Here is a 15455-nt window from a genome sequence, read left to right on the forward strand (position 1 = left end):
ACTCAATAGCAACCACAAATCAACGCCGGAGGAAATTTTCCAGCAGAGCGTGTCCTTGTTCGCTGAGAATACTTTCCGGGTGGAACTGCACGCCTTCCAGATCCCACTCGCGGTGGCGAATGCCCATAATCTCCTGCGTTTCGCTCCAGGCGGTGATCTCAAAACACTCAGGCAACGTGGCAGGGTCGACAATCAGCGAGTGGTAACGTGTCACGGTTAACGGGCTGGGCAATCCCCGAAACACGCCCTGTCCATTATGCGTAACAGGTGACGTTTTACCGTGCATCACTTTCGCTGCCCGCACCACCGACGCGCCAAAGGCCTGCGCCATCGCCTGATGACCCAGGCAAACGCCCAGCATCGGAATACGTCCGGCATAATGGCGGATGACCGCCAGTGAAATGCCAGCGTCATTTGGCGTACAGGGGCCAGGAGAGATAACGATTTTTTGCGGGTTCAAAGCGTCAATGTGCGCCAGCGTCAGCGCATCATTGCGCCGAACCTGCACTTCCGCGCCCAGTTCACAAAAATACTGGTAGAGGTTCCAGGTAAAGGAATCATAGTTATCGATAAGCAGGATCATGGCGGCTCCGGGTCAGTAGAACCGCCCTATTTTACTCAGTTTCGCGAGCTTCGCTTATCGCTTTCTGAAAAATCGCCCGCAAAGCGGAGAGATCGCCCATCGCGCCGCTCTGGTTCGCCTGATTCCATGTTTCAACCGCAATACCTTGCCAACTCAGCGCGTAGCCTGCATGTAGCGCCAGTTGTTCAAAGAAGATGCGCTGCGCCAGCCCGCTCCCCAAACGAAACGGATGAAGCACATTAATTTCACAGTAGTAATGCGCCAGCCGCTCGACAAACTTCTCGTGCGTCAGACCAACCAGGTAGCCCTCTTCTTCCAGATCCTGCATCAGGGCATTGCCCTCTTTTTCGATATAGGCAAAGTGGCAGAAACGGGTATCGCCCTGGTAAATATCGACCTCCCGCAGTTGCCCTGCCCAGTCGAAAATATCCTGATAGAGCTGGCGATGAATCGCGCACAGATGAGGCAAGCCGCGTACCAGCGGCCCCAGTTCAATCGTAGCGGCGCGGAGCGCGGTCATTTCGTATGCCGCTTGCGCCAGTCGCTGGGCCTGATGAATCCCCAGCCGATTACGCATCACATTCAGCCCCGGATAGAGGTACGGATCGCGCCCTTCGCCAAATTTATCGCTCATAGTGCCTCCGAAGCTCGTCAAGACGTGCCAGCGCTTCATCGGCGGTCAGGGTTACTAAGGGGATCTCAATACCTTCGAGACGGCGGCTTTGCTGGAAGTTAACGTTGCGCCGCTGTTCCCAAAAGCGTGACTTTTGTTTATCGGTAAGTTTCTTCACCTGGCCTCCCTGAATATGCCTGTGATTGACCACAAGTATAAGCAGCAATTTCAGGTTACGCTGAGACAGGGAGAAAACGCGGGCGGCTCGCACCCGCGCAGGCATGTTTTATGGCAGGACTTTCGCGGAAAGGATAACGACTGGTTTTGTCGGCACATTCTGATAAGGCCCGACATCGTGCGTCGGTACCTGTGAGATTTTATCGGCGACATCCATACCTTTTACCACTTTACCAAATACCGCATAGCCAAAGTCGCGCTGGCCGTGGTCGAGAAAAGCGTTATCCGCGACGTTAATAAAGAACTGGCTGGTGGCGCTGTCTTTATCTGCGGTGCGAGCCATCGCGATCGTGCCGCGAGTATTACGCAGACCGTTGTCGGCTTCATTCTTAATAGGCGGATTCGGTTTCTTCTGCTGCATCTGCTCGTTAAAACCACCACCCTGAATCATAAAGCCAGGAATAACGCGGTGAAACGTAGTGTTGTTATAGAAACCACTGTTGACGTAATCGACAAAGTTTTTCACAGAAACCGGCGCTTTCTGGCTGTTCAGCTCCAGCTCAATATTCCCGGCGGAGGTGGTTAACAGCACATGAGGATCACCTTTTGCTGCCAACGCTACGGGAGAAAGAGCAGAAAGAGCGAAAACAGCTGCGACAGCCGCCAGAGTCGATTTGAGCATGAGATTTCCTTAAAGAGAGCAGAAATAAAGCAAGTGGAATGATTCTAAAGAGCCTTCCTGGGCCAGGCCAGCCCTTTACCTAATTTTACGTACATGAAACAAATGTAACGTTACGACGCAACGCCTTGTCCTTGCAATATGATGTGACAAACATCACATTAAAAAATGTAATGAACATTACTATCACTAATAATTATTTAAATACATCACAAAAGCGCTTAAAATCTGCCCGCTTAACGCGCCCTCCACGCGCTTCACTTCTCTTCAAGGCCAGACATGACTAACAGCAACCGCATCAAGCTCACATGGATCAGCTTTCTTTCCTACGCCCTGACCGGGGCGCTGGTGATTGTCACCGGGATGGTGATGGGAAATATCGCAGACTATTTTCAGTTGCCCGTTTCCAGCATGAGTAACACCTTTACTTTCCTGAATGCCGGGATTTTGATCTCGATCTTCCTCAATGCGTGGTTGATGGAAATCGTCCCGCTGAAAACACAGCTACGCTTTGGTTTTATCCTGATGGTACTGGCGGTGGCCGGGCTGATGTTCAGCCATAGCCTGGCGTTGTTCTCAGCGGCGATGTTTGTGCTGGGGCTGGTCAGCGGGATCACCATGTCGATTGGCACCTTCCTGATTACGCAACTGTATGAAGGGCGTCAGCGCGGTTCCCGACTGCTGTTTACCGACTCCTTCTTCAGCATGGCGGGGATGATTTTTCCTATGGTCGCCGCCTTCCTGCTGGCGCGTAGTATTGAGTGGTACTGGGTCTACGCCTGCATCGGCCTGGTCTACCTGGCGATTTTTATCCTGACCTTCGGCTGTGAATTTCCGGCGCTGGGTAAACATGCGCAGCACTCTCAGGCGCCTGTCGTCAAAGAAAAATGGGGCATTGGCGTACTGTTTCTGGCCGTCGCCGCGCTGTGCTATATCCTCGGTCAATTGGGCTTTATCTCCTGGGTGCCGGAATACGCCAAAGGCCTCGGCATGAGCCTGAATGACGCCGGGGCGCTGGTGAGTGATTTCTGGATGTCCTATATGTTTGGCATGTGGGCGTTCAGCTTTATCCTGCGCTTTTTCGATCTGCAACGCATCCTGACCGTACTGGCGGGTATGGCGGCGATACTGATGTATCTGTTTATTACCGGCACGCAGGCGCATATGCCGTGGTTTATTCTGACGCTGGGCTTCTTCTCCAGCGCCATTTATACCTCCATCATTACGCTGGGATCGCAGCAAACGAAAGTGGCCTCGCCTAAGCTGGTTAACTTTATTCTGACCTGCGGCACCATCGGAACGATGCTGACCTTCGTCGTCACCGGCCCGATTGTGGCTCACAGCGGCCCACAGGCGGCGTTACTCACCGCGAATGGTCTGTATGCGGTGGTCTTTGTGATGTGCTTTGCGCTCGGCTTTGTCTCCCGTCATCGCCAGCATAGTTCGCCAGCGGCGCATTAATAATGATTGCCGGATGGCGACGCGATGCGTCTTATCCGGCCTACAGCGTAAGCTGTTGGTAGGCCGGATAAGGCGACGTCGCCCTCCGGCACTCTATCCCCCCCTGACGAGGTAGGCTTGTTGGTCTAAAAACCCCTCATTTTGTATGTTATTTGTACAAACCTGAAAAGCCTGACAATTCCGCCACTTATAAAAACCCAGACAAATCAGCCATATACCCATTAAGAGGTATATAAAGGTGAATTTGATTTACATCAATAAGCGGGGTTGCTGAATCGTTAAGGTAGGCGGTAATAGAAAAGAAATCGAGGCAAAAATGAGCAAAGTCAGACTCGCTATTATCGGTAATGGTATGGTCGGCCACCGCTTTATTGAGGATCTCCTTGATAAATCCGACGCTAGCCTGTTCGACATTACCGTGTTCTGTGAAGAACCCCGTAAAGCCTATGACCGTGTCCACCTGTCATCCTACTTCTCTCACCACACCGCGGAAGAGCTCTCTCTGGTGCGTGAAGGATTTTACGAGAAGCACGGCGTAAAGGTACTGGTTGGCGAACGCGCAATTACCATTAACCGTCAGGAGAAAGTGATTCACTCCAGCGCGGGTCGTACCGTTTATTATGACAAGCTGATCATGGCGACCGGTTCCTATCCGTGGATTCCGCCGATTAAAGGCTCCGAAACCCAGGATTGCTTCGTTTACCGTACCATTGAAGACCTCAACGCTATCGAAGCCTGCGCCCGCCGCAGCAAGCGCGGGGCGGTGGTCGGCGGCGGTCTGCTGGGGCTGGAAGCCGCTGGCGCGCTGAAAAACCTCGGCGTGGAAACGCACGTCATTGAATTTGCGCCAATGCTGATGGCGGAACAACTCGATCAAATGGGCGGCGAGCAGCTACGTCGCAAGATCGAAAGCATGGGCGTGCGTGTACACACCAGTAAAAACACGCAAGAGATTGTTCAGCAGGGTAACGAAGCGCGTAAGACTATGCGTTTTGCCGATGGCAGCGAGTTGGAAGTCGATTTTATCGTCTTCTCTACCGGTATTCGCCCCCGCGACAAGCTGGCTACCCAGTGCGGTCTGGCCGTCGCGCAGCGCGGCGGGATCGTGATTAACGACACCTGCCAGACGTCCGACCCGGATATCTACGCTATCGGCGAGTGCGCCAGTTGGAACAACCGCGTTTACGGTCTGGTCGCACCGGGCTATAAAATGGCCCAGGTCGCCGTTGACCATATCCTCGGCAGTGAAAACGCCTTTGAAGGCGCGGATCTCAGCGCCAAACTGAAGCTGCTGGGCGTGGACGTCGGCGGGATTGGCGATGCGCATGGCCGCACGCCGGGCGCGCGTAGCTACGTTTACCTCGATGAAAGCAAAGAAGTCTACAAACGTCTTATTGTCAGCGAAGATAACAAAACGCTGCTCGGCGCAGTACTGGTCGGCGACACCAGCGATTACGGCAATTTGCTGCAACTGGTACTGAACGCCATCGAACTGCCGGAAAACCCGGATTCGCTGATCCTGCCGTCGCACGCGAGCAGTGGTAAACCCGCTATCGGCGTGGATAAACTGCCGGACAGCGCGCAGATCTGCTCCTGCTTCGATGTGACTAAAGGCGATCTGATCGCTGCTATCAATAAAGGCTGCCATACCGTGGCAGCGCTGAAAGCGGAAACCAAAGCCGGAACCGGCTGCGGCGGCTGCATCCCGCTGGTGACGCAGGTACTGAACGCCGAACTGGCGAAACAGGGTATTGAAGTCAACAACAACCTGTGCGAGCACTTTGCTTATTCTCGTCAGGAACTGTTCCACTTAATCCGCGTGGAAGGTATCAAAACCTTTGAAGAACTGCTGACGAAACACGGTAAAGGCTACGGCTGCGAAGTGTGTAAGCCAACCGTCGGTTCGCTGCTGGCGTCGTGCTGGAACGAATACATCCTCAAACCGCAGCACACGCCGCTACAGGATACTAACGATAACTTCCTAGCGAATATTCAGAAAGACGGCACCTACTCGGTGATCCCGCGCTCGGCGGGTGGTGAAATCACGCCGGAAGGTCTGGTGGCCGTGGGTCGTATCGCCCGCGAGTTTAACCTCTATACCAAAATCACCGGTTCTCAGCGTATCGGTCTGTTCGGCGCGCAAAAAGACGATCTGCCGGAAATCTGGCGTCAGTTGATTGAAGCCGGTTTCGAAACCGGTCACGCGTACGCCAAAGCGCTGCGGATGGCGAAAACCTGCGTCGGCAGCACCTGGTGCCGCTACGGCGTGGGCGACAGCGTCGGTTTCGGCGTGGAGCTGGAAAACCGCTACAAAGGCATTCGTACCCCGCACAAAATGAAATTCGGCGTCTCCGGCTGTACCCGTGAATGTGCGGAAGCACAGGGTAAAGATGTCGGTATCATCGCCACTGAGAAAGGCTGGAACCTGTACGTTTGCGGTAACGGCGGGATGAAACCGCGTCATGCGGATCTGCTGGCAGCCGATCTCGATCGCGACACGCTGATCAAGTACCTCGACCGCTTTATGATGTTCTACATCCGTACCGCCGATAAGCTGACGCGTACCGCGCCGTGGCTGGATAACCTGGAAGGCGGCATCGAATATCTGAAGTCGGTCATTATCGACGATAAGCTGGGCCTGAACGAACATCTGGAAGAAGAGATGGCGCGCCTGCGCGCAGCGGTGGTCTGCGAGTGGACGGAGACCGTCAACACGCCAGCGGCGCAGGTTCGTTTCAAACACTTCATCAACAGCGACAAACGCGACCCAAATGTCCAGGTTGTGCCTGAACGCGAACAGCATCGTCCGGCCACGCCGTATGAACGCATCCCGGTCACTCTGGTGGAGGAAAACGCATGAGCCAGTGGCAAAACATCTGCAAAATTGATGACATCCTGCCGGGAACCGGCGTCTGCGCGCTGTCAGGCGGCGAGCAGGTGGCGATTTTCCGTCCTTACCATAGCGATCAGGTGTTTGCGATCAGCAACATCGACCCGTTCTTTGAGGCCAGTGTGCTGTCTCGTGGGCTGATTGCGGAACACCAGGGCGAACTGTGGGTCGCCAGCCCGTTGAAAAAGCAGCGCTTTCGTTTAAGCGACGGGCTGTGCATGGAAGATGAGCAGTTCTCTGTGAAGCATTACGACGCGCGGGTAAAAGACGGCGTGGTGCAGTTGCGCGGTTAATTATTTTTGGGAGGCGCAACGCCTCCCCTTTTTTGACGTATTTGTAGGTCTTTTATTGGTAGGCCTGATAAGCGTAGCGCCATCAGGCAATTGCAAAAGCACATTGCCGGATGGCGGCATAAACGCCTTATCCGGCCTACGGTTACGATTTTTTTGTTTTTTATACTTCAAGGATAATCAAATGTTTACAGACACTATTAATAAGTGTGCGGCTAACGCTGCGCGCATCGCACGCCTGTCGGCGAATAATCCGCTCGGCTTCTGGGTCAGTTCGGCAATGGCCGGGGCTTATGTCGGTCTCGGCATCATTCTTATTTTCACCCTCGGCAATCTGCTCGACCCGTCCGTGCGTCCTTTGGTGATGGGAGCCACCTTCGGTATCGCCTTAACGCTGGTCATCATCGCCGGTTCCGAACTGTTTACCGGCCACACCATGTTCCTGACGCTGGGCGTCAAAGCGGGCACCATCAGCCACGGTCAAATGTGGGCTATCCTGCCGCAAACCTGGCTCGGCAACCTGGTTGGTTCCGTGTTTGTCGCCCTGCTTTACAGCTGGGGCGGCGGCAGTTTGTTGCCGGTCGATACCAGTATCGTTCACTCAGTCGCGCTGGCGAAAACCACCGCGCCCGCCACGGTACTGTTCTTCAAAGGCGCGCTGTGTAACTGGCTGGTTTGTCTGGCAATCTGGATGGCGATCCGCACCGAAGGCACGGCAAAATTTCTTGCTATCTGGTGGTGTCTGCTGGCGTTTATCGCTTCCGGCTACGAGCACTCCGTCGCGAATATGACGCTGTTCGCCCTCTCCTGGTTTGGCCATCACAGCGATGCCTATACCCTGTCCGGAATCGGACACAATCTGTTATGGGTCACTCTGGGCAATACTTTGTCCGGCGTCGTGTTCATGGGATTGGGTTATTGGTATGCTACGCCGAAATCGGAGCGCCCTGTTCCGCAAAAAACCAACCAAATTAAGGCTACAGCCAACCATTAAGGGGTAATGTCGTGGACCATTTGCCTATATTTTGTCAATTGCGCGACCGCGACTGTCTGATCGTCGGCGGTGGCGATGTCGCAGAACGCAAAGCACGGTTACTGCTGGAAGCAGGCGCACGTTTAACGGTCAATGCGCTAACATTTATTCCGCAGTTCACCGTATGGGTAAATGAAGGCATGTTGACTCTGGTTGAGGGGCCGTTCGACGAAACGCTTCTCGACTCGTGTTGGCTGGCGATCGCGGCCACTGACGACGATACCGTCAACCAGCGCGTCAGCGAAGCGGCGGAATCACGCCGTATCTTCTGCAACGTGGTGGATGCGCCGAAAGCCGCCAGCTTTATCATGCCCTCCATTATCGACCGCTCGCCGCTGATGGTCGCCGTCTCCTCCGGCGGCACCTCCCCGGTGCTGGCGCGTCTGCTGCGCGAGAAACTGGAATCGCTGCTGCCGCAGCATCTGGGGCAGGTCGCGCGCTATGCCGGACAGCTCCGCGCCCGAGTGAAAAAGCAGTTTGCCACCATGGGCGAACGTCGTCGCTTCTGGGAAAAATTTTTCGTCAATGACCGGCTGGCGCAGTCGCTGGCGAATGCCGATGAGAAAGCGGTTAACGCGACAACTGAACACCTGTTTAGCGAGCCGCTGGATCACCGTGGCGAAGTCGTGCTGGTCGGCGCCGGGCCGGGCGATGCCGGGCTGCTTACGCTGAAAGGATTACAACAAATCCAACAGGCGGATATCGTGGTTTACGATCGCCTCGTTTCCGACGACATTATGAACCTGGTACGCCGCGATGCCGATCGGGTCTTTGTGGGGAAACGCGCGGGTTACCACTGCGTCCCACAGGAGGAAATCAACCAGATCCTGCTGCGTGAAGCGCAAAAAGGTAAACGCGTGGTACGCCTGAAAGGCGGCGATCCCTTTATCTTTGGTCGCGGCGGCGAAGAGCTGGAAACGCTGTGTCATGCCGGTATTCCTTTCTCAGTAGTACCGGGGATTACCGCGGCTTCCGGCTGCTCCGCCTACTCCGGTATTCCGCTAACCCATCGCGATTACGCACAGAGCGTACGTCTGGTCACGGGTCACCTGAAAACCGGCGGCGAGCTGGACTGGGAAAACCTGGCGGCAGAAAAACAGACGCTGGTGTTCTACATGGGGCTGAATCAGGCAGCGACTATCCAGGAAAAACTGATCGCATTCGGTATGGAGGCCAATATGCCGGTTGCGCTGGTGGAAAACGGTACCTCCGTAAAGCAACGCGTCGTTCACGGTGTGCTGACGCAGCTTGGTGAATTAGCGCAACAGGTTGAAAGCCCGGCGCTGATTATCGTTGGTCGCGTGGTAGCCTTACGCGATAAATTAAATTGGTTCTCTAATCATTAATTAAAATAAAGCCCTGTTATTCAGGGCTTTATTTTACAACTACTCGTAATCTAAAATTATTTTTACTTAAAATTGAATTAAGCAATCCATTTTAAATACACCAAACGAATTTAAATAGCAATTATATTGCGTAAAAACCCTTTCATTCGTCAAATTCACCCGTTATTCATTCACCCAATAAATAATATCGTTAAGCCTTCAATTTGACCTGACCTGGTTATCGGGTGATAAAATAAACACTAAATCATAATTTTCTTCTGGCCATTTCATCATTGCCTGTATCGCTATCCGCATATGTTTAGTACGCAAGGAAATATTAATTAAGGATGAACTCTATGCAAAAGAAAAAACTTATTTCTATCGCTATCGCTTTAACGCTGCAAAGTTATTACATTCCGGCCATCGCCGCAGAGAATAACGATGATGAAAAAGAATGTCCCAGTAATATCGCCTCCCTGCCTAAAGAAAAACGCGCAAAACTCTCACCGACCTGCCTTGCTACATTACCTGAAAATGATAATCACTGGGGCTGGGTTGCTGGCGGCGTTGCCGCATTGGTCGCGGGTGTGGTTATTGGCGTTGAAAATAACGGTGGCGGAGATTCTACTCATTCTTATATTCCCCCTACGCCCGACGATGGCGGCAATGTCACCCCGCCCGACGATAGCGGCGATGACGATGTAACCCCGCCCGACGATAGCGGCGATGACGATGTGACCCCGCCCGATGACGACGACACGCCCCCGGATGACTCTGTTATAACCTTCAGCAACGGCGTCACCATCGATAAAGGCAAAGACACCCTGGCCTTCGATAGCTTCAAACTGGATAGCGGCAGCGTTCTCGAGGGTGCCGTGTGGAATTATTCAGAACAGAACAACCAGTGGCAGCTCACCCCCCTGGGCGGCAAAACGCTGAACGTCACCGGTTGGGACGTGACCGACGCTAATGCCGCCGTGATTGAAGGCACCCAGGAAAATGGTCTCTACTGGAAGTATGACAGCCGGGGCTATCTGATCCTTGCCGACGATAAAACCACCGTTATCAGCGGCGACGGCGAATCGCATACCTCCGATCGCGGCATGGATATCAGCGGCCAGGATCGCACCGGCGTGATTATTTCCGGCAATCGAACCGTCAACACGCTCACCGGGGGTTCCAGTGTGACCGACGGCGCCATCGGCATGGTGATCACTGGCGATGGCACCACCAACACCATTTCGGGCCACTCAACGGTGGACAACGCCACCGGCGCGCTGATTTCCGGCAACGGAACCACCACCAATTTCGCCGGTGACATTGCCGTGAGCGGCGGCGGCACCGCCATCATCATCGACGGCGACAACGCCACGATTAAGAATACTGGTACCTCCACCATCAACGGCACAGGCTCCACCGGCACCGTCATTGACGGCAATAACGCCCGCGTCAACAATGACGGTGATATGACCATCACCGATGGCGGCACCGGTGCTCACATCACCGGCGATAACGCGGTTATCGATAACGCCGGGGACACCACCGTCAGCGGCACGGGCTCAACGGCGCTGTATATCGACGGCGACAATGCGCTCATTATCAATGAAGGTAATCAGACTATTTCCGGCGGCGCCATTGGTACGCGAATTGACGGCGACGACGCCCGTATCGCCAATACCGGCGATATCGCCGTTGATGGCGCAGGCTCTGCGGCGGCGATTATTAATGGCGACAATAGCAGCCTGACCCAGGCGGGCGATCTGCTGGTCACCGACGGCGCGATGGGCATCATCACCTACGGCGCCGGAAATGAAGCCAAAAATACCGGCAACGCCACCGTGCGTGATGTAGACTCAGTGGGGTTTGTGGTCGCAGGCGAACAAAACACCTTCAAAAACAAGGGGAATATTAACATCAGCCTTAACGGCACCGGCGCGCTGGTAAGCGGCAATGCGTCGCAAGCGACGCTGGATGGCGATATTAATGTCACCGCAACAGAGGACGGGGATAACGTTTATCGTGGCGCGACGGGCCTCGACATGACGGGGAATAACAACACGCTGAATATTATCGGCAGCGTCACGGTCAACGGCGACTATGACAAAGACAGCGTGATGGCCGGCAGCAGCGATACCCTTATGGGGATGTCTATCAGCGGCAGCAATAATGCGGTGGACCTGAGCGGCACGCTCAATATTAACGTCAGCGATATGAGTAACGTGGACGAACAATATCTGAATACCGTTGGCCTTGATGTGGCAGGTGATGGCAATACCGTGGACTTAGCCGGCGGTATTAATATCAACTACACCGAAGATGCTGACGGCCTCGAATCAGCCGTTACCAGTATAAACATCAGCGGAGACAGTAGCGTAACGCTAAGCGGTGAATCCACGCTCAATATTGCCACCGTCCCCGGCGGCGCGGTGACGCTGGCGAATGTGAGAAATGGCGGCAACTTAACGTTAGATCAAAACTCAACGGTTAATATCAATGAAACGGTTATTCTTTCTAATTATTACATGACGCAGGCCCTGTTAACCGCCAGCGGCGAGGGCTCCTCAATCAATAATCAGGGCACTGTCGTTGACGATGGCGCCGTCGCTTTATTACTGGCGGATAGCGGCGCACAGGCACAAAACAGCGGCAAGATTACCGCGTATGCCACAACAGGGACGTCCAGCCGTAATGCGATAGCCGCGGCTAACGGCCAGGGTTCCACCGTTAATAATGAAGCGGAAGGGACAATCACCTTAGTTTCATCATTAACTCCGTTTTCAAATACCGGCGCGGGCAACTTCCCACTAATCTGGTACAAAAATACCCTGTACGCCATGCTGGCAGAGGACTACGGCGAGGTGAGTAACGACGCCGGCGCCACCATATATTTGCAGGGCGCAGGGGTATACGGCGTATCCGCCAGCAAAGGCACGGCGCTCAACGCTGGTGATATCTACCTGGACGGCTTTGTCCCGACGCTGGATGATGAAAATAACATCACCGACAAAACTTACTGGACGCCACCGAAACTTTATGTCACCAGCGCCGCGATGGTCGCAGGCACCACCGACAGCGGTTATGGCGATGCCACCGCCACCAACACCGGCACCATTAACGTCAATAACGCCGGGTTCGGCATGATGGCGCTTAACGGCGGTACCGCCATTAACCAGGGGGTAATTAATCTAACCGCTGATGCGGGCGTTGAAGGGACCGACCCGAATCAACTGGTAGGCATGGCGGCGCTCAACGGCGGAACCGTTGTCAACGATACCACAGGCAAAATCAATATTTATGCCGATTACGGCAAGCCTTTCCTGACCGACGGCAATAGCCTGATTGTTAACTACGGCACCGTCTGTTTTGGCGACGATTGCCAGGACAGCGACGAGTACAATCCAACAAACAGTGACGTTTCTATCCCTTACACAGACGGCGCTACGATTGCCGATGCCGGAACAAGTACAACGCTTGGTAATAAAGCGATTGTGACAGGAGACGTTAATAATACCGGAGTGGTCAGCGGCGAGTCCATTACCGTCCTGGATAGCGGCACGCTGACCAACAACGACAGCGGCGTTATCAATAGCAACACCACGGTATCCGGCAACCTTGTCAATGACGGCGTCATAAACGGTGCGCTGACGCAAAATGGCGGCGATATCGTTAATAATGGCACCATTGACAGCCGTAGCCTGACGACCAACGGCGTATTAACTAACGCACGGATGGCACCATGGCTTCCGGCGCAAAAGTGACTGGCGCTAACAGTGCAATCATTAACGACGGTACGTTCTATCTTGGCTCCGCGACTGACGCTAAAAATGCGTCCATGCTGGAAATCAATGATTTCGCGCAATTCTTTAATACCGGTACGTTAATCCTTGATAACAACAAAAATGTCATTCACCTGAATGCGAATAACGGAACGCTGTACAACACCGGGACGATGGAGCTTACGGCAACCTCCAATAAGGGCGCGATTAACTATTGGGGCGCGGGAGCGGCATTTATCAATGACGGTACGGTAAATGCCACTACTGCGGTGCTTGCTTATGCGGGGGGCGGCGCAGGTAATGCCCCGGATAAACACGCTTTCTTCTGGAACCAGTCAAACGGCGTAATCAATTACGATGCGGATAATGGCCGCGCCGTCGATTTCTCCGCCTATAACAATTACGTAGCGGTCAACGACGGCACCATGAATATCAGCGGTAATAACGCTTACGGCATGTATGGCGGCAAAAATGCACAACTGGTCAATAACAATACGATCAATTTAGGTACAGAAGGCACCACCGACACAGGCATGGTCGCGATGGCGCTGGATAAAAATGCTACCGCTAATGCTGTCATTGAGAACAACGGTACAATTAATATTTACGCCAATAACTCTTACGCGTTTAGCGTGGCGGGTGCGGGGCATGTGGTTAATAACGGGACGGTAGTCATTGCCGATGGCGTAACGGGTTCCGGTATTATTAAACAGGGTGACAGCGTTAACGTCGAAGGGACAAACGGTAATAACGGCAACAGCGACGAGGCGCATTATGCCGACTATACGTTGCCGGAAACGCCTGTTGAACCCGGCAGCAACACGACCTCCGGCTTCGCCGCCGGCGACACGTCCGGCGCGTCCAACAACCTGAACGGCTACGTGGTTGGCACGAACGCCGACGGCAGCGCAGGCCAGCTTAAGGTCAGCAACGCCAGCATGGAAGGCGTGGGTATCAATACCGGCTTCACCGCAGGCACCGCCGACACCACCGTCAGCTTTGACAACGTGGTGGAGGGCAGCAACCTCACCGACGCTTCCGCTATCCAGTCCACCAGCGTGGTGTGGAACGCCCAGGGCAGTCAGGACAGCGACGGCAACGTTGACGTCACCATGACCAAAAACGCCTACGCCGATGTGGCAACCGACGGTAGCGTGTCTGACGTGGCGCAGGCGCTGGACGCTGGCTACACCAACAACGAGCTGTACACCAGCCTTAACGTAGGCACCACCGCCGAACTCAACAGTGCGCTGAAACAGGTAAGCGGCAGCCAGGCCACTACGGTATTCCGTGAAGCCCGGGTGTTAAGCAACCGCTTCAACATGCTGGCCGACGCCGCGCCGCAGATTAAAGACGGCCTGGCGTTTAACGTGGTGGCGAAAGGCGACCCGCGCGCCGAGCTGGGCAACGACACCCAGTACGACATGCTGGCGCTGCGTCAGAAACTGGACTTAACCGCAAACCAGAACCTGACGCTGGAATACGGTATCGCCCGTCTGGACGGCGATGGTTCGCAAAAAGCGGGCGACAACGGCCTGACCGGCGGCTACAGCCAGTTCTTTGGTCTGAAGCACAGCATGGCGTTTGATGAAGGTCTGGCGTGGAATAACAGCCTGCGTTATGACGTACACAACCTCGACAGCAGCCGTTCTGTCGCCTATGGCGATGTTAACAAAATTGCCGATTCCGATGCGCGTCAGCAGTACATGGAGTTCCGTAGCGAGGGGGCGAAAACCTTCTCCCTGATGGACGATGCGCTGAAAGTGACGCCGTATGCCGGGGTGAAATTCCGTCATACCATGGAAGATGGCTACAAAGAGCGCAACGCTGGCGATTTTAACCTGTCGATGAACTCTGGCAGCGAAACAGCGGTGGATTCCATTGTGGGTATGAAGCTGGATTACGCCGGGAAAGACGGCTGGAGCGCCACCGCTACCCTGGAAGGCGGCCCGAACCTGAGCTACAGCAAGAGCCAGCGTACAGCGTCATTACAGGGTGCGGCGGGTCAATCGTTCGGCGTGGATGACGGTCAAAAAGGCGGCGGCATTAATGGCCTGGCAACCATCGGCGTGAAATATAGCAGCAATGATACCGCGCTACATCTGGATGCATACCAGTGGAAGGAAGACGGTATCAGCGATAAAGGCTTTATGCTTAACGTTAAGAAAACATTTCGTTAAATAAACGACATTATATAACACTAATATAGGCCGCTTATTATTAAGCGGCCTTTTTTAAATCATATTCCCTGGTAAAGATAAAGTCCTTATTTGGACTACCTGCATTGTTTATTAATTGCTATCGTACTATACGCTAAATAGATCTTATATTTATTCCACCAGTAGTATTCGTTTTATCAACAAGGATTTTGACATGTTTAAATTTGTAAAAATTGCCGTTGTGGCAGGGGTTCTGGCGACGCTTACCGCCTGTACTGGTCATATCGAAAACAAAAAAAATAACTGCAGCTACGATTATTTGCTGCACCCTGCAATTTCTATTTCTAAAATTATTGGCGGTTGCGGCCCGGCTGCCGATCAATAATAGAAACGACTGCGCAGATACAAAAAAACCGGGATTTCCCGGTTTTTTTACAGGTCTGATAAACAGTATGGCACAGGTGCCTTG

At 53.8% G+C, this 15455-nt stretch carries 10 protein-coding genes and 1 pseudogene; 7 read left to right on the forward strand and 4 right to left on the reverse strand.

Annotation, left to right across the window (positions count from 1 at the left end; all coding sequences use genetic code 11):
* Positions 1 to 19: 19 nt before the first annotated feature.
* The 4 genes from pabA to ppiA form a co-directional block, all read right to left on the reverse strand.
* A complete protein-coding gene (gene pabA / locus AAYN39_RS15070; protein ID WP_000601879.1) occupies positions 20 to 583 on the reverse strand; it encodes an aminodeoxychorismate synthase component 2 in 564 nt (187 codons plus the stop codon).
* A gap of 31 nt (positions 584 to 614) precedes the next feature.
* A complete protein-coding gene (locus AAYN39_RS15075) occupies positions 615 to 1217 on the reverse strand; it encodes a putative adenosine monophosphate-protein transferase Fic (RefSeq protein WP_001280679.1) in 603 nt (200 codons plus the stop codon).
* Positions 1207 to 1374: a YhfG family protein gene (locus tag AAYN39_RS15080; protein WP_001519136.1), complete on the reverse strand. Its 168-nt coding sequence runs from the start codon at positions 1372 to 1374 to the stop codon at positions 1207 to 1209. The genes AAYN39_RS15075 and AAYN39_RS15080 overlap by 11 nt, the downstream gene beginning before the upstream one ends.
* Positions 1375 to 1482: 108 nt before the next feature.
* Positions 1483 to 2055, reverse strand: a complete 573-nt coding sequence (gene ppiA, locus AAYN39_RS15085) for a peptidylprolyl isomerase A (protein ID WP_000920482.1) — start codon at positions 2053 to 2055, stop codon at positions 1483 to 1485.
* Positions 2056 to 2331: 276 nt separating this feature from the next.
* On the opposite strand from ppiA, the gene tsgA reads away from it, so the two are divergent.
* The 7 genes and pseudogenes from tsgA to AAYN39_RS15120 all read left to right on the forward strand — a co-directional run bounded on the left by tsgA (position 2332) and on the right by AAYN39_RS15120 (position 15371).
* Positions 2332 to 3513 (forward strand): MFS transporter TsgA, encoded by a 1182-nt coding sequence (gene tsgA / locus AAYN39_RS15090; RefSeq protein ID WP_000185273.1) that lies wholly within the window; start codon positions 2332 to 2334, stop codon positions 3511 to 3513.
* Between the two features lie 316 nt (positions 3514 to 3829).
* Positions 3830 to 6373 (forward strand): NADPH-nitrite reductase large subunit, encoded by a 2544-nt coding sequence (gene nirB, locus AAYN39_RS15095; RefSeq protein ID WP_000049259.1) that lies wholly within the window; start codon positions 3830 to 3832, stop codon positions 6371 to 6373.
* Positions 6370 to 6696: a nitrite reductase small subunit NirD gene (gene nirD, locus AAYN39_RS15100; RefSeq protein ID WP_000084814.1), complete on the forward strand. Its 327-nt coding sequence runs from the start codon at positions 6370 to 6372 to the stop codon at positions 6694 to 6696. Before nirB ends, nirD begins: the two co-directional genes overlap by 4 nt.
* A gap of 181 nt (positions 6697 to 6877) precedes the next feature.
* Complete coding sequence (gene nirC / locus AAYN39_RS15105) at positions 6878 to 7687, forward strand: nitrite transporter NirC (protein WP_000493575.1); 810 nt, start codon at positions 6878 to 6880, stop codon at positions 7685 to 7687.
* A gap of 11 nt (positions 7688 to 7698) precedes the next feature.
* Complete coding sequence (gene cysG, locus AAYN39_RS15110; protein ID WP_000349908.1) at positions 7699 to 9072, forward strand: siroheme synthase CysG; 1374 nt, start codon at positions 7699 to 7701, stop codon at positions 9070 to 9072.
* A 335-nt stretch (positions 9073 to 9407) separates the two neighbouring features.
* A pseudogene (locus AAYN39_RS15115) lies at positions 9408 to 15007 on the forward strand (autotransporter adhesin BigA).
* A gap of 193 nt (positions 15008 to 15200) precedes the next feature.
* Complete coding sequence (locus AAYN39_RS15120) at positions 15201 to 15371, forward strand: YhfL family protein (protein WP_000472323.1); 171 nt, start codon at positions 15201 to 15203, stop codon at positions 15369 to 15371.
* Positions 15372 to 15455 lie beyond the last annotated feature (84 nt).

The organism is Salmonella sp. K21076 (assembly GCF_039650795.1).
In the GTDB taxonomy this organism is placed as follows: Bacteria; Pseudomonadota; Gammaproteobacteria; order Enterobacterales; family Enterobacteriaceae; genus Salmonella; species Salmonella enterica.